Annotated in this window: 14 protein-coding genes; 7 read left to right on the top strand and 7 right to left on the bottom strand. The window is 64.9% G+C overall.

Translation table 11 applies throughout. The annotated features are described in order from the left end of the window. Window positions 1-123: 123 nt before the first annotated feature. The 6 genes from ABFD92_18825 to amrB form a co-directional block, all read right to left on the bottom strand. Window positions 124-1,284 (bottom strand): metallophosphoesterase, encoded by a 1,161-nt coding sequence (locus ABFD92_18825; protein ID MEN6506596.1) that lies wholly within the window; start codon window positions 1,282-1,284, stop codon window positions 124-126. A 112-nt stretch (window positions 1,285-1,396) separates the two neighbouring features. Next, the gene (locus ABFD92_18830; GenBank protein ID MEN6506597.1) at window positions 1,397-4,798 is read right to left on the bottom strand and encodes an efflux RND transporter permease subunit; all 3,402 of its coding nucleotides are present in this window, start codon (window positions 4,796-4,798) and stop codon (window positions 1,397-1,399) included. Continuing rightward, entirely contained in the window at window positions 4,795-5,916 is a 1,122-nt protein-coding gene (locus ABFD92_18835) for an efflux RND transporter periplasmic adaptor subunit (GenBank protein ID MEN6506598.1), read from the bottom strand. The genes ABFD92_18830 and ABFD92_18835 overlap by 4 nt, the downstream gene beginning before the upstream one ends. Window positions 5,917-6,083: 167 nt before the next feature. Further along, window positions 6,084-9,959, bottom strand: coding sequence for a PQQ-binding-like beta-propeller repeat protein (locus ABFD92_18840; protein ID MEN6506599.1), 3,876 nt, complete (start codon window positions 9,957-9,959; stop codon window positions 6,084-6,086). A gap of 242 nt (window positions 9,960-10,201) precedes the next feature. Further along, a complete protein-coding gene (gene glmM, locus ABFD92_18845) occupies window positions 10,202-11,560 on the bottom strand; it encodes a phosphoglucosamine mutase (GenBank protein ID MEN6506600.1) in 1,359 nt (452 codons plus the stop codon). An 89-nt stretch (window positions 11,561-11,649) separates the two neighbouring features. Further along, window positions 11,650-12,540 (bottom strand): AmmeMemoRadiSam system protein B, encoded by an 891-nt coding sequence (amrB, locus tag ABFD92_18850; protein ID MEN6506601.1) that lies wholly within the window; start codon window positions 12,538-12,540, stop codon window positions 11,650-11,652. A gap of 85 nt (window positions 12,541-12,625) precedes the next feature. Between amrB and ABFD92_18855 the strand changes: the two genes are divergently transcribed. From ABFD92_18855 to ABFD92_18865, 3 genes are read left to right on the top strand one after another with little or no spacing between them, the layout of a single operon-like run. Then, window positions 12,626-13,072 carry a hypothetical protein gene (locus ABFD92_18855; GenBank protein ID MEN6506602.1) on the top strand — a complete coding sequence of 149 codons (447 nt, stop codon included), beginning with the start codon at window positions 12,626-12,628 and terminating at the stop codon, window positions 13,070-13,072. 44 nt (window positions 13,073-13,116) lie between these two features. Then, window positions 13,117-13,794: a CDP-alcohol phosphatidyltransferase family protein gene (locus ABFD92_18860; protein ID MEN6506603.1), complete on the top strand. Its 678-nt coding sequence runs from the start codon at window positions 13,117-13,119 to the stop codon at window positions 13,792-13,794. Further along, on the top strand, window positions 13,769-15,010 hold the full coding sequence (locus ABFD92_18865) for a bifunctional 3,4-dihydroxy-2-butanone-4-phosphate synthase/GTP cyclohydrolase II (protein ID MEN6506604.1): 1,242 nt from the start codon (window positions 13,769-13,771) through the stop codon (window positions 15,008-15,010). Before ABFD92_18860 ends, ABFD92_18865 begins: the two co-directional genes overlap by 26 nt. Window positions 15,011-15,107: 97 nt before the next feature. Here ABFD92_18865 and ABFD92_18870 read toward each other — a convergent pair whose 3' ends face one another. Further along, window positions 15,108-15,935: a type II secretion system protein gene (locus ABFD92_18870; protein MEN6506605.1), complete on the bottom strand. Its 828-nt coding sequence runs from the start codon at window positions 15,933-15,935 to the stop codon at window positions 15,108-15,110. Between the two features lie 196 nt (window positions 15,936-16,131). Between ABFD92_18870 and rfaE2 the strand changes: the two genes are divergently transcribed. The 4 genes from rfaE2 to ABFD92_18890 all read left to right on the top strand — a co-directional run bounded on the left by rfaE2 (window position 16,132) and on the right by ABFD92_18890 (window position 21,364). Continuing rightward, window positions 16,132-17,607: a D-glycero-beta-D-manno-heptose 1-phosphate adenylyltransferase gene (gene rfaE2, locus ABFD92_18875; GenBank protein MEN6506606.1), complete on the top strand. Its 1,476-nt coding sequence runs from the start codon at window positions 16,132-16,134 to the stop codon at window positions 17,605-17,607. A gap of 48 nt (window positions 17,608-17,655) precedes the next feature. After that, window positions 17,656-18,687, top strand: coding sequence for an HAD family hydrolase (locus tag ABFD92_18880; GenBank protein MEN6506607.1), 1,032 nt, complete (start codon window positions 17,656-17,658; stop codon window positions 18,685-18,687). Between the two features lie 47 nt (window positions 18,688-18,734). Then, on the top strand, window positions 18,735-19,934 hold the full coding sequence (locus ABFD92_18885; protein ID MEN6506608.1) for a hypothetical protein: 1,200 nt from the start codon (window positions 18,735-18,737) through the stop codon (window positions 19,932-19,934). A gap of 152 nt (window positions 19,935-20,086) precedes the next feature. Continuing rightward, a complete protein-coding gene (locus ABFD92_18890) occupies window positions 20,087-21,364 on the top strand; it encodes a DUF1015 domain-containing protein (protein MEN6506609.1) in 1,278 nt (425 codons plus the stop codon). The last annotated feature ends 142 nt before the right edge of the window (window positions 21,365-21,506 follow it).

The raw sequence follows: 21,506 nt of genomic DNA on the forward strand, positions 1-21,506 counted from the left end.
ACCTCACGGTTGCAGCGGCCGTAAATCAGCAATAATAAGATATCATCAATTTGCCTCCTGTCAATCTTTTCTTGGCGGCAAACCGTGGCCCGGGTGTTGGCGATTAAGGCAAAGGTCTCTTGGTCAGTTGCGGCGCTTGCGAAGCATCGCAATCGCGCCCAGCCCCAGCAGCGTCACCGTCGCCGGTTCGGGGATGGCAAAGACGATACTCTCGATCTGGCTGTTGTCCATGCGGTACGTGTTGAAGGTGAGCGATGTGGACGTCATGTCGAAAATGCCAAACGAGTAGGTCGACTCACTGTAGACGACACCGGGACCAGTGGTGGGCACATACAGAGGCGCGCCGAACGAACCTAGAACCATGTACTCGATGCCGTCAACCAACGAGTGCTGGTAGAAGTGCGAGTCGCCCGAAAGCACCATATCTACCCCGTTGGGCTCAAAAATCGCGTCGGCCATGTCCCTGAAGTCGGCATCGCCCTTATCGCCCCAATAATCTCGCCAGGCATAAGGCGGGTAGTGCGAGACCACGATCTTCCACGTTTGGGTCGATGCGGCTAGATCAGCGGCCGCGAAATCCCATTGCGCACTGCCCAAGCCATGCGGAATCATGCTGTTGAGGACCAGAATATGCGCGTCGCCGTAGTCGAAGGAGAAATAGTCCGGATCCCCGGTGGGCGATTGAGTGAATGCCTTCGTGACGCTGCCCCACGTTTCATGGTTGCCCACGGCGTTGACCCAGGGGGTCGTGGCGTTTAAGGCAGCCTGGTTGGGCTGGAACCATTCGGCGTTATAGGAAGCCCGTGTCGCATAATGGGCGATGTCGCCGCCGTAAACCATCATCTTGGGCGCATACGAGGCAATAAGCCCTGCAATGGTGTTATGGGCGGAATTGCTCCCCGCACGGGAGTCGGCGGCATAACCCCATCGCACACTTGTTCCGGCCAGAGGAGCGGTCCAGAAGGAATAGTCGGCGCTGACGGAGGAACCCTGCGTCACCCGATAGTGATATTCGGTGTTGGGCAAAAGCCCCGTGAGCTTAATATTATGCACGTACGTCGGCGCGTCGGTCGCTTGGGTGTTCTCGGTGGTGGCCGTCATTCCATACGAGGTGGTTGTGCCGAATTGCACGGTCGCCTCGATCGTGTCGGTAGCCTCCAGCGACACGTACACGCTGTCTTTCGTGACGCCTGCGACCCAAGGCGTGGGATAGGCCGCATCCGCCAGACATGCCGAAGTTAAAACCAGAAGTGTCAATGGGCATAAAAATACAAATCTGCTCATCACATTCCTCTCCTTATCAAGGATCGCTCACTTGGTACGTCGTGCCGCACAATTAATATACCACATGCTTGCACTTCATTAAATATCGAAGATGAAAAACAGAACCGTCATTTCAAGAGTTTCTCTCTGGCAAGCCGTGGCCGGGTTTGTTGGCGTACAGCAGATAGTAGGTCACCGGGACCACCACCAGCGTGAAGACCGTTGAGGCCAACAGGCCGAAGATCAGCGCCCACGCCAGGCCCGAGAAGACCGGGTCGGTGGCGATCGGCAGGGCCGCCAGCATCGACACCCCCGCCGTCAGCAGGATCGGGCGCAGGCGCACGACGCAGCTTTGCACGATGGCGTCTTTGAGACTCGCCCCGCGAGCCAGCGAGAGGTGGATGAAGTCCACGATGATGATCGAGCCGCGGGTCACGATCCCCGCCAGGGCGATCATCCCGATCATCGCCGTGGCGGTGAAGAATGTCGGCGTGGCGAACCCGCCGACGCTGCCGCCGCTGACGACGTTCAGCAGCCAGAAGCCCGGCATGATTCCGATGATCGTCAGCGGAATCGCCATCATCACCACCAGCGGTATCGCGAAGCTGCGCGTCTGGTGCACCAGCAGAATATAGATCGCGATCAGCGCCGCGATAAACGCCAGGCCCATGTCGCGGAACACGTCCAGCGTCACGTCCCATTCACCCTCGCCGCTGAAATTCACGTTGATGTCGGAAGGCACCGACCAGGCGATGCCCCCGCCGTTGGACAGGTATGATCGAGACCCCATTGGGCGCGGCAGGCCCGAGGCCATCGCTTCACTGCTGGTGCCTTTACGGCGGTCTGTCTGGATATCCAGCACCGCCTCGGCCGGCGCCCGCCCGGCCATCTCGGCCAAAACGTACATCACCGGTCGCAGGTTCTTATGGTAGATGGTCTGGTCGACAGCGGCGGCGTCCCATCGTCCCAGTTCGGCCAGAGGCACCATCGCCCCCGAGGCGCTCTTGAGCGAGACGTTGGCCAGGTCCTGCTCACTGGATCGCAGCTCTCGCGGCAGGCGCAGATCGATCGTCAGCGGATTGCGTTCTCCGCTTTCCTGCACGGTCCCCGCCGTAGCGCCGCCCAGGAGCATCTGGTGCGTGCGGGCGATCTCATCTACCGAAATGCCGTTGAGCGCCGCCTTCTGCTGGTCGGGCACGAACCGCAGCTTGACCTGCGTGGCCTCGGCCATATCGTCGACATCGACGACGCCGGGCTCTCTGGCCAGCCGCCGGCGAACGACGCCGGCCGCGGCGACCAATCTGTCGTAAGGAGTATGTTCCTGCCCGTACACTTCGGCGACCACCGTCGAGAGCACCGGCGGACCCGGCGGGGGTTCGACGATCTTCAGCCGCGCCGCGTGACGCGCGGCGATCTGCCCCAAGTTCTCGCGCATCCGCAGGCCCAGGGCGTGCGACTGATCGTGGCGGTGCTTGCGGCCGACGAGATTGACCTGGATGTCCGCCACATTCGATCCGCGTCGCAGATAGTAGTGGCGCACCATGCCGTTGAAGTCCATGGGCGCGGCCAGACCGACATAAGAGGTGTAGTCGGTGACCTCGGGCACGGTCGCGAGGTACTGCTCGATGTCGCGCACAGCCGCGTCGGCCCGTTCGAGCGTGGTGCCCTCGTCGAAGTCCAGCACGAGTTGCAGTTCGTCCTTGTTTCCGTAGGGCAGCATCTTGAGCGGCACGACGCGAAGCATGGCCAGACCGGCGGCGAACATCAGCAGCAGGCCCATGACGGCCAGGAACGTCCAACCGGCGCGGCGGGTTCGCAGGAGGCGGTTCATGATCGGGCGGAACAACCGGTAGAGCAGGGATTTGGACAGATCACCCGATTCATGGTGCTCGCCCGCGGGCGCCCCGGCGCCGCGGGCGTTGTACCGCCGCCGCAGCAGATGGTACGCCAGCCAGGGCGTCAGGGTGAACGCCACCGTCAGCGACATGAGCATGGTGACCGGAACGTTCAGCGCCATCGGCCTCATGTACGGACCCATCATTCCGCTGATGAACAGCAGCGGCAAAAAGGAGGCGATGATGGCCAGGGTCGCCGAGATCAGCGGCGGGCGAATCTCGCTGACGGCTTCGAGCACGATTGCGCGGGAGGCCTTGCGGCGCATCGTGAAGTGGCGAACGATATTCTCCACGTCGACGATCGGATCGTCGACCAGCAGGCCCAGCGACAGGATCAGCGCAAACAGCGTCACGCGGTTGATCGTCATGCCCGCCAGCAGGTTCACCCCCAGCGTCAGACCGAAAACCACCGGCACCGCCAGGGCGACGATCAGGCTCTCGCGCCACCCCATCGACACCGTCAGCACCACCACCGCCAGCACCAACGCGACACCCAGGGCCTCGATCAGGTCGTTGACCTTGTCGTCCGAACTGAGCCCGCTGTTCCGCGTGATGACCACATCAACGTCGGCCGGCACGACCTCGGCCTTGAGCCGTTCGGTCGCTGACAAAATGTCCCGCGCCACCGTGACGGCGTTGGAGCCCTTCTTCTTGGCCAGGGCGATCGTGACCGCCTGGCTCGCACCGGCGGAGGCTTGCCCCCGCGCCGAGTCCCCAACCAGTGTGCCCGTCGCACCCTGGCGGGGCGCAAACCCGCGGCCGCCGCCCCAGGAGTGACGCACGTACGAGTTGACCTCGTCCGGCCCGTCCTCGATGCCGGCCACGTCCTTGAGGTAGACCGGAGCGGCGTTGAAGACTCCCACCACCAGTTGCCTCAGATCGTCGACTCGCTGGAACACCTTGCCGCTTTCGACGACGTACGCCGTGTCGGTGCGCGTGAAATCGCCCGCCAGGCGCTGGGTGTTCGATGCGGCCAGCGCCCGGTGAATCTCCAGCGGCGAAACGTTGAAGCCCCGCATCCGTTGGGGATCGAGGTACACCTTCATCTTGCGCGGCTGGCCGCCGATGACGTACGCGCGGGAGACGTCGCTGACGGCCGCGAGACGTGCGACCATCTCCTCGCCGAGGCGGCGCAGGGTGTAGCTGTCGTTTTCGGCGCCGCGGAGGGTAAGGGTGACGATGGGCACGTCGTCGATCTCGACGGGCTTGACGACCCAACCGGTCACGCCCGCCGGCGCGAGATCGACATTTTCGTCGATCTTCTTGTACAGCTTGACGAGGCTGCGCTCGCGATCCTGGCCGACGCGGAACCGGACGGTGATGATCGCCTGGTCCTGGCGCGACATCGAGTAGACGTACTCCACGCCGTCGATCTGGTAGAGCATGCGCTCCAGGGGCGTGCTGACGAGCTGCTCGACCTGAGCGGCGCTGCGACCGGGAAAGCTCACGTACACGTCTGCCATCGGCACGACGATCTGCGGGTCTTCCTCGCGCGGCGTGACCATCAGGGCCGTCAGCCCGATCGCCATCGAGAGGATCAACAGGATCATCGGCAGATTGCTGTCGAGAAACGTCCGGACGATTCCGTTGGTGAACCCGCCGGGTAGTTCGGAAGTTTCCTGGGGCGGCGGCTCGCTCATGACTTGGCCTCTTCTGCCGGCAGAGCGACCTTCTCGCCCGGCTTGAGACCCGCCAGTACTTCGACCTGCGGTTTTCCATCAACAACAACATTGCGGCCCAGTTGAACGCTACGGCGCTGCACGCCCTGGGAGTCTGCCACGTTGACCATGGTCAACTGCCCCACCTGCACTACCGCCGCCGGCGGAATCACCAGCACTTTGCGGTTGCCCAGCGGTACGCGGAGTTTGGCGTACATTCCCGGCCGCACGCCGGCGCGACACGGTCCGACGACCTTGACCTGGAAGGTCCGCGTGAGCGGGTCGGCCAGGGGGACGATCTCGCTGATCTTGCCGGTGCAGACGCCGCCGAGGTCGTCGAAGAGCACGTCGATTTCCTGCCCCGCCGCCAGGCGCTTGATAAGCCCTTCCCTAACGTTTGCGATCATCTGCATCCTGTCGTAGAGGCTCACCAGCACCTGCCCCGGGGCGACGGTATCTCCGATGTCGATTCGCTTGTCGACCACGACCGCGTCCATGGGCGCTCGAATCTCGGTGTAGGCGAGATTCTGCGTCGCCTCGTCGAGTGCCCGCTGGGCGGCCACGACCTCGCCCTCCAGCCCCTCCAGGCGGTATTTGGCGCTATCGACTTCGCCGGCGGTGGCCACTTTCTTGTCGAAAGCTTCCTTCATGCGCTGAAGATTTTTCAGGGCCTCGTCGCGAGCGGCCTGGGCGATTCGGATCTTGGCCTGGGCCATCTCGCGGCGGTTCTGCCAGGTGGACGGGTCGAGCTTGACCAGCACGTCGCCGCGGTGAACTTCCTGACCGGCGATGACGTTGACCTCAATGACCTTCTCCGGTTCGCGCACCTTCGATGCCAACGCCGTCTCCCGCAGCGGGCGAATGGTGCCCGGGGCTTCTTCGGACAGTGGAATCTCGACCATCCGCGCCTCGACTGTGCCCGAGATGCGCTGCCCCAGACCCGCGGGCGCCGCTACGGCAGGTCCTGCCTGTCCGGAGGTCTCCGGACCAACCTTGGGGCTGAAGACCCCGTCGAGGTAGAGCATCAGAAGGACCACCATCGCGGCCAAAACCAGCACCAGGACGCTCTTGAACACTACAGCGGACCATCGTTTCATCATCGGGGCTCCTTGGCCGTATGCCGCCGGCGCGGCGGTGCGGCATCAAGTGCATGATAGCCCCGCTCGGGCGTCAAGAGCAAGTGCGGCGCCCGCGTCGCGTCCACTGATGATGTCCTGGCAGGTGCCATGGTGGCCGTTTTCAAGCCGCCATGGCACCCCGGGCGGCTTTAGTTCTTCTTCTTGATCGTGATGTAGTTTACGCGCGTGCGGTCGCCGGGGGCGGCCTTCTGGTGCGACTTCATGGTGATGCGCCCGTCGGTCACTTTGACTTCCTTGGTAAAGGCTTTATGGTCTTCCTGGCCGAGGCTGATGCCTTCACAGAGAGTCACGCCGTTGACGTAGATGGTGCCGTCGGGCATCTTGTAGTCGCCGTCGCCGACACAGACCGTCACGTCATAGGTTCCGTTTTCCACGGTGATCGACCACGTGACGCCGGGCATGAAGAATATCTGCGTGCCCTGGCGGCGGTCGGCGCCGCGTCGGGCCCGCGTGGCGTCCTTCATCGGCTGGCTCCAACCGTAGGAATAACCGCTCGGTCGCATGCCGAAGGGTTCGCCGAAATCGCCCACGCAGCCGTCGGGCACCTTGCCCGGCGGCTGGAAGTTCACTGTCACGTCGGTGGCGCCCTTGCTCTCGATACGTTCGAAGGATCGCGAGACGACCTTGCCGGCGGCGCCGTCCTTGACCAGCGTCAGACGCACCTCGCACGAGCGGCTGATCGGGATCGATCCTGCCGCCTTGGGCGAAGCGGGCGTGGGATCGCTCCCGTCGAGGGTGTAGTGTACCTCGCCGCCGGCCAGCGGTTTGCGGACCAGCACGTTGAGCGTTCCGGTGAACTGCAGGTCTGCCGTTTGGAAGACCGGCAGGTCCGTCTGGGGCTTGAAGCCGACGCTGGTCTCGATCCATCCGCCGCAGGTGCAGCCGCCCGAGGCCTCGGGGCTCAGCAGCATACCGCTCCCGGCAACCACGCTCAGCCAGCAGTCCGGGCGGAGGCGGTAGTAGTTCGAGCTCTGATTGACGCTGTTGGACCACATTGTCGTGTGGTTGGCGCGGAAGAACACGCCGTAGCGCGAACAGGAATACGTGCCGCAACTGCCGCCGGGCATGTCGCGCAGCTCCTTGCCAGTGGCCAGATCGAACGTCTTGGGCCGCGCGTACACGACGCCGTCGACCACGGCCGTATGCGTCATGTGCGCCCCGTGGTCGCCGCGCCCGTTGGCGGTCTTGTGCCAGAGTTCCTTGCCGGAACTGTCGGAGAAGACGAACACGTGGTACGTGTATCCGACGTTGGCGCCCAGGACGAGGTACTTGTCGCTATGGGCGAAGAAGTACACGATCGCGCCGCCGGGGCTCTTGAAGGGAGCTTCCCAGACGGCCTTGCCCGACGCCAGATCCAGAGCGACGATGGTCTGGTCGCCCCAGAGATTGCCGCTGCGGCTTTCGATGAAATACGCCCGCGTGTCTGTCATGGCGATGGTCGAGTTGATGATCGTGCCCTTGGCGTGCTGCCAGAGCGTCTTGCCCGTGACCGGGTCGAGGGCGAACAGTTCGCTCGAGCAAACCTTGCGGCTTGACGCGTCGTCATACCATCCGCCGCGGCCGGTGTAGTTCGTCGCCGGTCCGCCCTGGTTGACGCTGCCGACGAGCACCTTGCTCTCGCGGCCGATGTAGCCCCACCAGTCGCCCTTGGTGGGCATGGCGAAGGTAGAGGCGAGTTTTCCGGTGGCGCCGTCGATTTTCCAGCAGGTGTTCTCGACGGCTACGTAGAGGAACTGGTCGTCCGCGCACCAGTTGCCGCAGTCGTCGGGCATGTTCATGCGGATCATGTTGGGGATTTCGAGCGACCAGAGGATCGTGCCGTTGTGGGAGTCCATCGTGACGATCCGGCGCAGACCCTGGGCGTAAAGGCGCCCACCTGCCGCCAGGGGCGCGGGCTTGCGGGGCTCGCGGTCGGGCTGATATCGCGGGCCGGGGCGCCCCACCCACTGCACGGGCAATTCGGCAGTCGAGGTGGCCCCGCGAAGTTCTTCGCTGCCGTACGAGGTGTTGTCGGCGTTTCCGTACTGATGCGACCACGCGCCGGTTCCGGCGGGAATGGCTTTGGCGGTGACGGCGGGCTTGCCGCCTTCGCCGATGGCCACAGCCGCAAAACCCGGCTTGACCAGGCGGGCGACTTCAGACGCCGCATACGGCTGGTTGGGCGCGGCGATCACGAGGTTCGCCACGTCGCTGACCAACTCTACGTCATTGGCCTTGGGGGCGTGATGCAGCGAGACCCGCATCCCATATACCCCGGCGGCGATCAGGGCGGCGCGCCCTTTCTCGATGGCGGCCGCGTCTGTGTCGTACCCGATCACGCACAAGCTGCTGGCCTTGGCGATCTCGAAGGCAAGCTTGCCATCGCCGCACCCGAGCACCACGCACACGCCATCGCGAGCGGTCGTCTGAGCCAGGACATTCTGGGCAACGCTGGAAACCGGCGACGTATCGGCCCCGTAAGGCTGAGCACCCGCGTCGATCTGCGGGACGGTGTAATTGAATGTGGTGTCGAGCCCATGCACCCCGGTAGACCGCCCGGCGACGCGGATGATGTACTGATATCCCGCGCGCAGTTCCAGGCCGGTCATCTCGGCGGAGTGATCGGTGGTCTTCTGGGCCTTCTCGACCTTCTTGAAGTTCTGCCCGCGTCCGTATTCCAGCACGGTCGTGGCCGGTTCAGCGGTCTGCCAGAAGACCATCGCCTTGTCCGGGGCGGTGAACTGCACGTACGGGCCTACCGGCAGCTTGATAGGCGAGGGATCCGCTGCGCCCATCGCGGCGCCGCCGACGGCGGGAGGCGACTCCCCGCCGCTCTTGCCCCCGCGACCGAAGCAATACACGTGCCCGGCTTCGGTGCTGACGATCAGCCGCCCATCGGCGGCAGCAAGGCCCCATACCGTCCCGATCACCGGGGCCGTCCAAAGTTCCTTGCCATCGGCGGCATTGTACGCGGCTACGCGATCGGCCCCGCCGCCGAAGACCACGCCGCCGGCGACGATGACCACGCGGGCCTCGGGCAGGTTAGTGCTCCACTTGGATTCTCTTCTTCCAGCGGGAACGACGATGCCCCGCCCGCCGGCGACGAACGTATCGCCGGCGACCGCCACGTCGTACGCCCCGCCGATGCCGCCCAGCGACTGGCCCTTGTTGCCCGGTCCGCTGAGGATGTTGCCGCCGGGTCCGATCATGATGAAACTGCCCGACGACGCCCCGCCGAGGTCCTTGCCGTCGCTGCGCCGGAACCGCATGCCGGCCGAGCGCCCCTGCGGAATGATGAAATCCGTGTCCGTCAGCACGCCGGCGGCCTCGAGCGAAAACTGCTCGTACACGCGCACGTACCGTCCATCGCCGGTGGGTTTGCCCGTGGCGGCGTCCAGCGCGCAGACGTACGATCGCTCCCACGGCAGCATGCTGAAGGCGCAGTAGGCGGTGCCTTTGTCGACCATGACGCCGGTGCGGCAGGGCTGCACGGCGACGGCGCGGTTGTTGTTCATGATGCGCCGCACGTCGGCCTGGGGCGAGAAACGCCAGACTTCTTTTCCGTCGGCCAGAGCCAGGCAGTACGCGAAACCGTCATCACTGCCGAAGTAGACTTTGCCGGCGTCGACCGTGGGCGCCACGCGCACCGGGGCGCCGGTTGTGAAACGCCATCGTTCCTTGCCGGTAGCGGCATCTATGCAGTGCACCGAATCGTCGGCCGTCGAGCCGAACAGCACCGCCCCGCCGGCGGCGACGGCATAGAACGCCGGATCGTAGTTGCGCATGTCGCCGGGATTGCCGCCGTGGTAGGCGTCGATATGGGCCGCCCCGTCCCACGCCCGCTGGGGCAACTGCCCGCTGTGCCACGCCCAGAGCAGCCCCAGCGAGGCGACGTCGATCTTCTCGTCGGTAACCGAACTGCGGCGGTAATCATGTCGATACGTCGGCCAATCGCCCGCCGCGGCGGCCGAGACCAGGCCAAACAGAGCGACCATCGCAATCGAAAACAAGCGGCATCGGTTCATCGGCGATTCCTTTCGGGACAATCACACCACCTATATTAACCCCTCGCGCCAGAGAAAAGATTGCCAAATGCCCAAGGAAGTAATTCGCCGCCGAGGTCGCGGAGGCACAGAGGAGGGAGGCCGTACAGGGCGCCGTGGCGGGAGGGCAAAGCCCGCCAGCCACGATTTCTCCAGTGTGAGCGTTCGGGGATCGTGGCTCTCCGGGCCTTTGGCCCTGCGCGCCACGGCACCCCATCTCTGCGCTAACTGGCTTGCCGGGCGATGGCGGTCACTTCGTCGACCAGGGCCTGCGCGGCGGCGGGCTGGGCGGCTTCGGCGATGATGCGCATGATCGGTTCGGTGTTGCTGGCGCGGACGCAGACCCAGCCTTCGGGCAGGTCGATGCGCAGACCATCAGCGTCGTTGAACTCGGCGCCGCTGCGTGTGGCGAAGGCTTTGCGCACGGCCGCGGCGACCAGCACGTCCGCCCCGAGCGGGCAGGGAATCTTCGTCTTGATCATGGTGTATCGAGGCAGGGCGGCGACCAGTGCGCTGAGCGGGCGGCGCTGCTCGGCGATGTACTGCAGCACATACGCCATGGCCACCAGGCTGTTTCGCACGGGCACGACGGCAGGCTCGATCACGCCGCCGCCGCCCTCGCCGGCCAGCATGCATTGCGTCCGCAACATGCCCTCGACCACGTTGGCCTCGCCGGTGGGCGTTCGCACGACAGCGCAGCCGGCGGCCGCGGCGATATCGTCGACCATCCGCGACGTAACGAGATTGGTGGCGATGCGCCCCTTGCGCTGCGTCAGGACAAAAGCCGCCGCCAGGGCCAGCGTGTACTCCTCGCCGATGAACGTGCCCTTCTCGTCGACGATGGCCAGGCGGTCGGCGTCGGCGTCCTGGGCGAAGCCCACGTCGGCGCCGCTGCGGACGACGACGTCGCAAAGCTCCGTGACGTTTTCGGCGATGGGCTCGGGCGGATGGGCGAACTGCCCCGATGGCTCGGCGTTGATATGCGTCAAGCGGCAGGACAGCCGCTGCAGCAGCATGGCGGCCTCTTGCCCGCCGGCGCCGTTGACGCTGTCGACGGCGGCGCTGAGATTGCCCGCGGCGATGGTCCGCGCGTTGCAGTGGGCCAGCACGGTCTGCACGTGCGTTTCGGCCGCGGAGGTGTCCTGCCCCAGGGCCCCCTGCTGATGCGGGGGCAGAATGTCGAAGCCTCGCTGCTGCCAGATGCGTTTGAGGCGTTCGGCATCGACCGCCGCCAGGCCCGTGCCGATGGGCTGGAGGAACTTGATGCCGTTGTACTGGGCGGGATTGTGCGAGGCGGTGATGATGACGCCGCCATCGGCGTGGAGGCGGCGGGTCATCAGCGCCACCGCCGGCGTGCTGGCCAGGCCCACGTCGACGACCGAGACGCCGCTGGCGATGAGCCCCTGCACGATCGCGTCGCGAAACATCGGGCCCGAGGGGCGGCTGTCGCGCCCGATGACTGCCCGGCGGCCGGCGCCGAGCATGGCCCCGAACGCCAGACCGAAATCTTTGGCCACCTCGGCTGTGAGCGTCTTGCCCACCGTGCCGCGAACGCCGGAAACGGTTACCATTAAGCGGTCCATGAAAACTCCTTGAAAGCTGTGAGTTGAGGGTGGTGAGCAAAAACAAAGCCTCTCGGCGGTTCTCACCACTCACCACTCACCACTCACAACTAACTGAAGACAACTGAAGCATACCCTACCGTCGTATCGTCTTCATAGTCCGGATATTTGCGGTGTACGACTTCATAGCTGTTGGTGTACTCCAGGCAGACGCCCCGCGTGGCGCCCAGGGCGCGACAGGCGGCGATGGTCGCGGCGACGGCGCCGCTGCCGCAGGCGCTGCGATGCACATCGGCCTCGGCCAGCACCGCCTGGGCGTCCATCGCTTCGATGCGCTGCAGCATGCGGTTGTCGTTGCGGCGAGCCCACTGCTCGCCGGCGGCGCCGCGGCCGTGAGGGCTGCCGAAGTGCCCGCCATAGTGCGTCAGGTCGGTGCTGCCGACGACGCAGGAGTTTGGGAATGCGGCCAGAACGCCGCCGATCACCTGTCCGATGTCGATCGCCTCGGGCGCGGGGGGGACGGCGATGGGCACAATCTTCGCCCGCGGACAGATCACCTGGATAAACGGCACCTGCACCTCCAGCGAGTGCTCCTGATCGTGCGCGTGGGGATTGGCCCGCAACAGCGTGTCCGCCCCGGGCGCCGCGAGGATGGCTGCGGCCACTTCGTCGTCAATGGCGATCTGCCCCAGCGGGCTGACCCAGACGCCCGACTCGAAGACCTCCCCAACCGCGGCATGTCCGCGATGGTCGGCCCCGAGCAGGATGAACGTCCCCCCGCCGTCTGCCGCGGCCAGCGAAGCCCCGCCGGCCAGCGTCTTGAACGTCAGCGCCGCCACGGCGCCGCTGTAGACCCATCCGGCATGGGGCGCCAGCCCGCCGCGCGGGTCGCCGGGCGCTGAGGGGGGCAAGGCGGCAGCCTCGAACAGGCGCATCACGTGATGGCGACAAGACGAGGGCGATTCCTCGTAGAACGCCCCGGCGTGGAACGGATGTCGCATGTTGGTCGCCACGGATGGTCTTTTCCCTTTCAGCGATTATCCGCGCATTGTATCATGCCTGTATATTATTAGGCTAGGACCCATCATGAGCCCGCAATCCGAACGACAGAGCGAACAAGCCGACGCCCTGGCTGCACTGGCTGGCGGGCAATCCCCCACCGCCGCCCCGCAGTCCAAACCCGTGTCGGCGGTGAATCTTTCGGCCGCTTCACGCCGGGCGACGCCGAGCAAGCAGGCGCGCGAGGCGTCATTCCAGGCCAAGTCCGCCAAGGCCCAGGCCTATCAGTTCAAAAACTTCATGATCCCGATGCTCCTGGCGGCGGCGGTGCTGTTGTTGCTGCTGGGGGTACTGGCGGCTTTCAATCTGCCCGCGGCGGACTATGCGGCCGACCATCCCGACGAGGTCATCTGCAAAGGTTGGTTCAAGCCCTTGGTGATCGCAACGTTCCCGCTGGCGCTGATCCTGGTCGCCGGAGCGTTGGTTTTCTGGCTGGACGTTCGCGCGCACCGGAAAGGAACCGCCGCCGTCTGAAATCCGCCTGGCGAAGCAAGTCCGGGGGGAGGGAGAATACCGTCTTGAAAACTGCCACTGAAAGGCCCTGGGGATCCCTAAGCTGGCCCAACCGCATCAGTCTGCTGCGACTGCTGCTGGTGGCGCCGTTCATCGTCCTGCTGCTCAGCCAGGGCGATGACGGATGGCCGTGGGCACGCCATGTCGCCATCGCGATCTTCGTGGTCATGGCCGTCAGCGACATGGTCGACGGGATTCTCGCCCGCCGGCTCCAGCAGAAGACCCGCCTGGGGGCCATTCTCGACCCGCTGGCCGATAAGATCCTCATCATCTCTTCCGTGCTGGTGCTCTCGCAACCGGCCAAGGCTGTTCCCGACGCCATGCTTCCCAACTGGGTGGTGGTGGCCGTGGTGGGCAAGGATTTGTGGATCGTCATCGGTTTTCTTGTGGTATATTTGGTCACGGACAAGCTGCGGGCCGAACCCAGCATCAGCGGCAAAGCCTCTACGATGGCACAACTGCTGATGGTCGGTTTCGTCCTGGTAGCACCGGAACTCGATGCAGCGGCCCCGGGACTGGCCTTGGGCAAATGGATCGTCCGGGTCCTGATGTATGCGGTGGCGGTCCTGGCTGCACTGGCCGTCATCAGCTACACCCGCAAGGGCCTGCGGACCATCGCCCAGCATCAGAAACCACTGGAAAACCATCGCGCCACCCATGACCAACCCCATGCACCCGATTGAAGACATCCTCAATGAACTCCGTGCCGGGCGAATGATCGTCCTGGTCGACGATGAATCTCGCGAAAATGAAGGGGACCTGGTCTGTGCGGCCGAGAAGGTCACCCCCGAGATCATCAACTTCATGGTTCGCGAGGGCTGCGGCGTGGTCTGCATGCCGATCAACTCCGCCCACGCCGAGCGCCTGGGCCTGCATCCGCAGACCCCCGTGAACACCTCGCTGCACGGGACGGCTTTCACCGTCACCATCGACGCGGCGACGGGGATCACCACCGGCGTGTCGGCGGCGGACCGGGCGCGGACCATCCAGATCGCCGCGCGCGACACGAGCACCCCGGCCGACCTGGTCCGCCCCGGGCACATCAACCCGCTGCGGGCTCTGGACGGCGGCGTCCTGGTGCGCGCCGGACAGACCGAGGGCGCCGTCGACCTGGCGCGACTGGCCGGGCTCAGGCCCGCCGGCGTCATCTGCGAGATCATGAACCCCGACGGCACGATGGCCCGCCGCGACGACCTGGAAAAGTTCTGCCAGCGCCACAGCCTCAAAATGTGCAGCGTCGCCGACATCATCCGCTACCGCCTGCGACAGGAGAAGCTCATCAGCCGCGCCGTCGAGGTCGACATCGAACTCGAGGCCGGCAAGTTCCACCTGATCGCCTACACCTCGGTGGTGGACATCGAGCCGCACGTGGCGATCTGCATGGGCGGCGTGGGAGAACTCGACGCCCAGGGCGTGCCCGTCGTCCACGACGACCCGGTGCTCGTGCGAGTCCACAGCGAATGCCTCACCGGCGATGTCCTGGGCAGCCTGCGATGCGACTGCGGCGGGCAGCTCCAGACGGCGCTGAAAGCCGTTGCGGCCGCCGGAAAGGGCGCGGTGGTCTACGTGCGACAGGAAGGGCGGGGCATCGGCCTGGTGAACAAGCTGCGGGCGTACAAGCTGCAGGTCGAGCAAGGCATGGACACCGTTGAGGCCAACCTGCACCTGGGCTTCGAGCCCGACCGCCGCGACTACGGGATCGGCAACCAGATCCTTCGCGACCTGGGCCTGACGCGCCTGCGCGTGATGACCAACAATCCCCGGAAGATCTACGGCCTGGAAGGCTTCGGTCTCAAGATCGTCGAGCGGGTCGGAATCGAATTGCCCCCCCACGCCCACAACCGCGACTACCTGCAGACCAAGAAAGACAAGATGGGCCACATTTTGGAGCAGTTGTGAGTGGTAAGTGGTGAGTGGTGAGTTTCTTCACTCAACACGCACCCCTGCTTCTAAAGTTTCTCACTCACCACTCACCATCCACAATTCACAACTTCTTCTACGGCGCGCTGTCGGACGCCCAAAACCATGTCAGCGACTGACCGTTGAAGTAGCGCCCCGTTCCGCTGCCGCCGCCGATAAAGTTCGTCTTCGTGGCCGGCAGAACGTCTTCGGCCGTGGCCGCAGCGCCGGCGGCCGAGGGAATCCACTTCACATTGCCGCCGGCATAGAGGTGGTTGCTGCCGGCAAAGACTCCGCCGTCGCTGTGGTTGTACACCGTCGGGCTGATCCCCGTGTCGGTCGTACCGCTATTTTCGGCCACGTCGGCCGCAATGACATAGTTGCTGTTGGTGCGCATGGGGCTGCGACTCAGCGCCGTGGGCGTTCCGACCCCCGACGGGACGGGGTTGAGCCCGTATGTCCAGATATACGACGTGAGCACCGCGTTTCCCCAGTTGCCCGGCACGGCGGCGTTACGCGATGGATCGGTCGTGGGATTGATGTAACACACCGGGCGGCTGGGGCACTTGACGATATTGCTCAACTCGCCCATTCCCGCCCCGACCAGAGCGTTGTAGACTGCGGGCGATTTTACCCCCGCAGACATCCCGTGCTCCCCCGCGGCCCCTTCGTTGTACTGCATCGCGTAGAGAATCGCCCCGAACGGCGTCGTGCGGGGAATGTACGGCCGCGGGTAATATCCGCCGGTGCTGATGGCGTAAGCGTTAAGGCGCATCCCCATGGTGTTGAGGTTGGAGGCGCATTCGGTCCGCTGCATCTTGCTCAGGATGCTTTTGATAACCGGAACGAGCAAGGTGACCAGGAGCATAATGATGCCGATCACGATCATCAGCTCCATCATGGTAAACGCTCTGCGCCGAGCCATCGCGCCGCTCCCTTTCCTCTGCCACAACGGGCAGATCAGGCAGGCCTGTCCTCCCAGAAGAAGTATAACGCGTGGGACAGGGGCGGTCAAGAAAGCCCAGGAAGCTGAACTGAAGTGGCGGGTGTCACTGAAAGCCGACAGCAGATAGCAGACAGGGACATTGCTAACGCCTCCCCGCCTTATTAGAATCACTTCCATGGACAGACTGGTATCCATCCTGGAGCGGTTCGGGCGCCCGCGCGTGGCTCTGGTGGGCGACTTCATGCTCGACCGCTACATCTACGGCAACGTCGACCGGCTCAGTCCCGAGGCCCCCGTGCCCGTCCTCAACGTCGGGCGCCGCGAGGTGCATCCCGGCGGGGCCGCCAGCGTCGCCGCGGCGATGCTCGCCCTGGACGCCGAAGTCTGTTGCGTCGGCGTGATCGGTAAAGACTCCCACGGCGAAGAGCTCGTGCGCCTGCTGGGCGAAGCCGACACCATGTCGCTCATGCGCCTCTACGACCGCTGCACCACCGTCAAGTGCCGCTACGTCGGCCTGGCCCAGCACCGCCACGCCCAGCAGATGCTGCGCGTCGATGAGGAGCAGGCCGGCGAACTGCCCGAGGAGGTAGGCAACCGCCTCGTGGCGGCTTTGCGGGGCGTGGTGCAGGGCTGCAAGGTCGTCGCCCTCCAGGACTACGATAAGGGCGTTCTAACCGACACGACGGCGCCGGAGTTCATCAATGTCGCCCGCAAGGCCGGCGCCGATGTCGTCGTCGATCCGGCACGGATCAGAAGCTACCGCCGCTACCTCGGCGCCACGCTGCTGACGCCCAACCGCTACGAAGCCGAACTGGCCAGCGGCGTGACCATCACCGACGAAGAATCCATGGCCCGCGCCGCGCGGGAGATCATCCGCGAGGCCGAAGCCCAGGCCGTCATCATCACTCTCGACCGCGAGGGCGCCTTCCTCTTTACCCGCGAGGGCGTCGCACGCCGCATCGCCACCAAGCCCCGCAGCGTCTACGACGTTACCGGCGCCGGCGATGAAGTGCTGGCGATGATGGCCGTGGCTATCGCCAACCGCTGCAATCTCACCGACGCCGTCGAACTGGCCAACGTCGCCGGCGGGCTCGAGGTCGAACGTTTCGGCGTCGTGCCCATCACGCGGGACGAGGTGCTGGCCGAGTTGCACAAGATGATCGGCCTGCGAGGCAGCAAGGTGCTGGCGCGCCGCAGCCTGCTGCATGAACTGGCTCGCCTGCGGCAGGGAGGGCATACGATCGTCTTCACCAACGGATGCTTCGACCTGCTGCACATGGGGCACGTACGGTACCTCGCCCAGGCCCGCACCATGGGCACCGCCCTGGTCGTGGCGATTAATTCCGACGAAAGCGTGCAGCGGCTCAAAGGTCCCAGCCGCCCGATCATTCCCGCCGCCGAACGCGCCGAAATGCTCGGGGCCCTCGAATGCGTCGACTACGTCACGATCTTCGACGAGGATACGCCCGAGACCCTGCTGGAACTGATCAAGCCCGACATCCTGGTCAAGGGCGGAACCACGGCCGTGATCGTCGGGCAGGACATCGTAGAAAACTACGGCGGACGCGTGCTGACGCTCCAGCAGGTCGAAGGGCTCAGCACCACGGCGATCATCGGACGGATAATGGAACAGTCCGGCGGGCAAGCCTAGATTTTGAGATCTCAGATTTGAGATTCCAGATTGCGGAGAATGGATTCCATGAGCAACAAAGCGATTTTTCTCGATCGGGACAAGACCCTCATCGCAGACCCGGGATACCTGGCCGACCCCGAGGCCGTCAAGCTCCTGCCCGGGGTGGAGCTGGCCATCAAGTCTCTTCGCCAGACCGGGTACCTGATGGTCGTGGTGACTAACCAGTCCGGAATCGCCCGCGGGCTGTTGACTGAAGAGGCGTTGGACAACATCCACGCCCAACTGCGCCGCCTGCTGGCCGACAAGAACGCCCACGTCGACGCGATCTACCACTGCCCCTTTCATCCTGAAGGCACCGTCGAAAAATACGCCTGCGAGTCCGACCTGCGCAAACCCAATCCGGGGATGCTGCTCAAGGCCGCCGAAGAGCACGACATCGACCTGGCCCAGAGTTGGATGGTCGGCGACAGCGCCCGCGATATCGAAGCCGGACAGCGAGCCGGCTGCCGAACCATCCGCATCCGCACCCCCGGCACTGAAAGCACCGCCGACGGCGGCGATGACGAAGGCGTCCAGGCCGACTACACCGTGCGCAATCTCGTCGAAGCCGCCCGCGTCATTCTTCGAGCGCCGGCCGTCGCCGCGGCGGTCCCCGAGGCTGCGCCGCCGGCCGCCCCCGCGACGCTGCCCCGAGCGGGCCTGGCGGCCATGAGCCGGCAAACCGCCGCTCCACGCACCATGCCCTCCCTCGCCGCCGCGCCCGCAGCCGCACCGCCTGCCGACGAAACAGTTGACGACGAACCCGAAACCGCCGTCGATGCACCCGCCCCCGCCAGCGAACAGCACGTGCGACTGGAAATTCTCCGCCACGTCCGCCAGATGGCCCAGACCGCCCTGACCGAACGCGAAGACTTCAACGTCTGGCACATGCTGGCCATGTTCGCCACGATCATGGCCATAATGGCGCTGGGCGGGGCCGTCTGGAAGTTCTTCCAGGACGGAACCGGCAACGTGGGCGTCAGCCAGTTCTGGGCGACCGTCGCGGTAGCGCTGCAGATGATGGCCTTGACTTTTTTCGTCGTCCGACGGCTGAAGTAGGCCCTGGACCGTAGAATAGATTGAACATCAGAAGCAGGAGCCCCATGATGATGAGATATCCAGTGATTGGCGTTTCAGTTTTGGCGATCGCCCTGTCGCTTTCGGGCGGGTGCAAGGACAAACAGCAGACGACCCAGCCCCCCGCCCGCACGTTGAACGTGCCCAAACCCGCCACCGACGCCATGGACGCCCCGCACGCCGCGCAGGCCGGAAAACTCATCAACGGCGGCGTGAGCTATCTGCTTGCTGCGCGAACCGCAGACGGCGGCTGGAGCCTCGGCGGTCCTGACGCCGACCCGGCCATTACCTCGCTGGTTCTCAAGGCGCTGCTGGGACACGGCGATTTCAACAGCAGTTCCCCCGAGGTGCAGAAGGCCTTCGCCGCCGTCCTGAAGTACCGCCAGAGTGACGGCGGCATCTACGACCCCAAACTGGGTTTCCAGAGCTACACGACTGCCACGGCCGTCACCGCGCTGGCCGCGGCGAAGGATCCCAAGTTCAACGAGGCGATGGCCGGCGGCGTGAAGTTTCTCCGCACGATCCAGATCAAGGTCGGCAACAAGGCGCCCGACGGAACGGTGATTGAAGACTCCGACGTGCGACGCGGCGGCGTGGGCTACGGCACCAGCGGCGAGCCGAACCTCAGCGTGCTGAACTTCTGGACTGAAGCCATGAAGGACGCCGGCGTGGGGCCCGAAGACCCGGCCATGAAGGAGGCCCTGCTCTTCCTGACCAATCTCCAGAACCGCAGCGAGTCGAGCACGCGGCCGGTCGATGCCGCCGTCAATGACGGCGGATTTCCATACGATCCCAAGGAAAGCAAGGCCGGCGCCGGTCCGGGCAGTCAGGGGCTTCGCAGCTATGGGTCGATGACGTATGCGGGCTTCAAGAGCATGCTCTATGCCGGCGTGACCAAGAACGACCCGCGCGTGCGGGCGGCGTTCGACTGGATCCGCACCTACTGGCGCCTGGACGCCAATCCCAACATGCCCCAGGCCCAGTCGCAGGAAGGCCTGTACTATTACTACATGGTCTTCGCCAAGGCGCTGCGGGCATGGTCTGAGCCGGTCATCACCGACGCCGAAGGCGCCAAGCACAACTGGCGCCACGAGCTTGTCGACGCCCTGGCCCAGCGAGTCCGCCCCAACGGCGCCTGGAAGAACGACGCACCTCGGTGGATGGAAGGCAACGACATCCTGCCCACCACCTTTGCGGTGATGGCGCTGCAGGAAACGCTGCAGAAGTGACTCCAATATCCAATTGCCAATTTGGAATTTCCAATTGAAGAAATGCCCCCAATGGGAACTGCTTTTCAATTGGAAATTGCAAATTGGAAATTGGAAATCCCCAGGGCCTGCGTTAATCTTCCTCACATCGATCGGACCTATGGAGACTTGCGATGGACATCAGACCCTTCCGCGGCTGGCGCTATAGCGCCGCCGATCTCAGTTCGTTGATCGCGCCGCCGTACGACGTGCTCTCTGCCGCCGACAAGCAGGCCCTGCTGGCCGGGTCCGACCGCAACATTGTCGGTGTCGACATGCCGCACTACCCGCCGGCCTCGGCCGGACCCGATGAAGTCTACTCCCAGGCAGCGTCCACCTTGGAGAGGTGGATCACCGACGGCACGCTCAAACGCGACAGCCGCCCCACCCTCTACGCCTATGAGCAAACGTACGCCTGGGCCGGCCGCACGTATCACCGCCGCGCCCTGCTGTGCGGCGTTCGCGCCACGCCGCTGGGCCAGGACGTCATTCCGCACGAACACACCTTCGCCGGGCCCAAGGCCGATCGCCTCAAACTCACCGAGCACACGCACAAACAGCTTTCGCCGATCTTCGGTTTCTACGACGACCCCGCCGGCGTCATCCGGGAGACCCTCTGGGCCACGGTAGACGCCGACCACCCCGCCGCGGCCGGAACACTCAACGGCGTGGGCGAGAAGATCTGGACCGTCACGGACGCGGCCACCATCGACGCCGTCGCCGCCGCCTTGAGGCCGGCGCCGGTGTTCATCGCCGACGGGCACCACCGCTACACCACGGCGATGAACTATCGCGACGCGCTGCTGGCGGCCGGCGTCATCGACGCGCGCCACGAGGCCAACTACGTGCTCTTTGCGCTGGTGGCTTCGGACGATCCGGGGCTGCTGATCCTGCCCACGCACCGGATGGTCAGCGGCCTGTCTCAGGCGTTCTCGCTGTCGGCCCTGCGATCGGCCGCCACGGCCTTTGAGTGGCGCAAGGCCCCTCAGATCCCCGCCGACCTCAGCGATGCCGACAGCTTCCTCAAGGGCTTCGCCGGCGGCGCCATCGGCGCAACCGATGGTCGCGAGTTGTGGGTGGCCGTGCTGAAAGATCCGGCGGCGATGGAACAGGCCGCCCCCCAGCAGTGCCCCGCCTGGCGCGAGTTAGATGTCGCCGTGCTGCAGACGCTCATCGTCGATGGCGCGATGGCGTCTTTCCGCACCGACGCGACGGAGATCCGCTATACCCCCGACGCCAACAAGGCCCTGGCCGCCTGCACCGCCGGCGAATCGCAGCTTTCCCTGCTGCTGCAGGGCACGCGGCTCGACCAGGTCAAAGCCGTCGCCCTGGCCGGACAGTCGATGCCCCACAAGAGCACGTACTTCTACCCGAAACTGGCCACCGGCATGGTTATCAAACCGCTGGAATAGCCGCCCCCCGCGCCGCCGAAACAGGGCATATTCATTCATTCCTTAATTAACCCTCCCGGCCTGCTGGCCGAATATGCCTTTGGAGACATGGGCAAGCAGAGATTCCGGGCGCGGCAAATCCGTGCCTGCTGCTGATCCTATT

Source organism: Planctomycetaceae bacterium (assembly GCA_039680605.1).
In the GTDB taxonomy this organism is placed as follows: Bacteria; Planctomycetota; Phycisphaerae; order SM23-33; family SM23-33; genus JAJFUU01.

What these genes read in the sequence shown, in the direction of transcription:
- ABFD92_18870 (MEN6506605.1), bottom strand. Translation starts at nt 15,935, where the DNA reads ATGGCTCGGCGCAGAGCGTTTACCATGATGGAGCTGATGATCGTGATC.
- ABFD92_18840 (MEN6506599.1), bottom strand. Translation starts at nt 9,959, where the DNA reads ATGAACCGATGCCGCTTGTTTTCGATTGCGATGGTCGCTCTGTTTGGC.
- ABFD92_18835 (MEN6506598.1), bottom strand. Translation starts at nt 5,916, where the DNA reads ATGATGAAACGATGGTCCGCTGTAGTGTTCAAGAGCGTCCTGGTGCTG.
- ABFD92_18825 (MEN6506596.1), bottom strand. Translation starts at nt 1,284, where the DNA reads ATGAGCAGATTTGTATTTTTATGCCCATTGACACTTCTGGTTTTAACT.
- glmM (MEN6506600.1), bottom strand. Translation starts at nt 11,560, where the DNA reads ATGGACCGCTTAATGGTAACCGTTTCCGGCGTTCGCGGCACGGTGGGC.
- rfaE2 (MEN6506606.1), top strand. Translation starts at nt 16,132, where the DNA reads ATGGACAGACTGGTATCCATCCTGGAGCGGTTCGGGCGCCCGCGCGTG.
- ABFD92_18865 (MEN6506604.1), top strand. Translation starts at nt 13,769, where the DNA reads ATGACCAACCCCATGCACCCGATTGAAGACATCCTCAATGAACTCCGT.
- ABFD92_18885 (MEN6506608.1), top strand. Translation starts at nt 18,735, where the DNA reads ATGATGAGATATCCAGTGATTGGCGTTTCAGTTTTGGCGATCGCCCTG.
- ABFD92_18880 (MEN6506607.1), top strand. Translation starts at nt 17,656, where the DNA reads ATGAGCAACAAAGCGATTTTTCTCGATCGGGACAAGACCCTCATCGCA.
- amrB (MEN6506601.1), bottom strand. Translation starts at nt 12,540, where the DNA reads ATGCGACATCCGTTCCACGCCGGGGCGTTCTACGAGGAATCGCCCTCG.
- ABFD92_18830 (MEN6506597.1), bottom strand. Translation starts at nt 4,798, where the DNA reads ATGAGCGAGCCGCCGCCCCAGGAAACTTCCGAACTACCCGGCGGGTTC.
- ABFD92_18855 (MEN6506602.1), top strand. Translation starts at nt 12,626, where the DNA reads ATGAGCCCGCAATCCGAACGACAGAGCGAACAAGCCGACGCCCTGGCT.
- ABFD92_18890 (MEN6506609.1), top strand. Translation starts at nt 20,087, where the DNA reads ATGGACATCAGACCCTTCCGCGGCTGGCGCTATAGCGCCGCCGATCTC.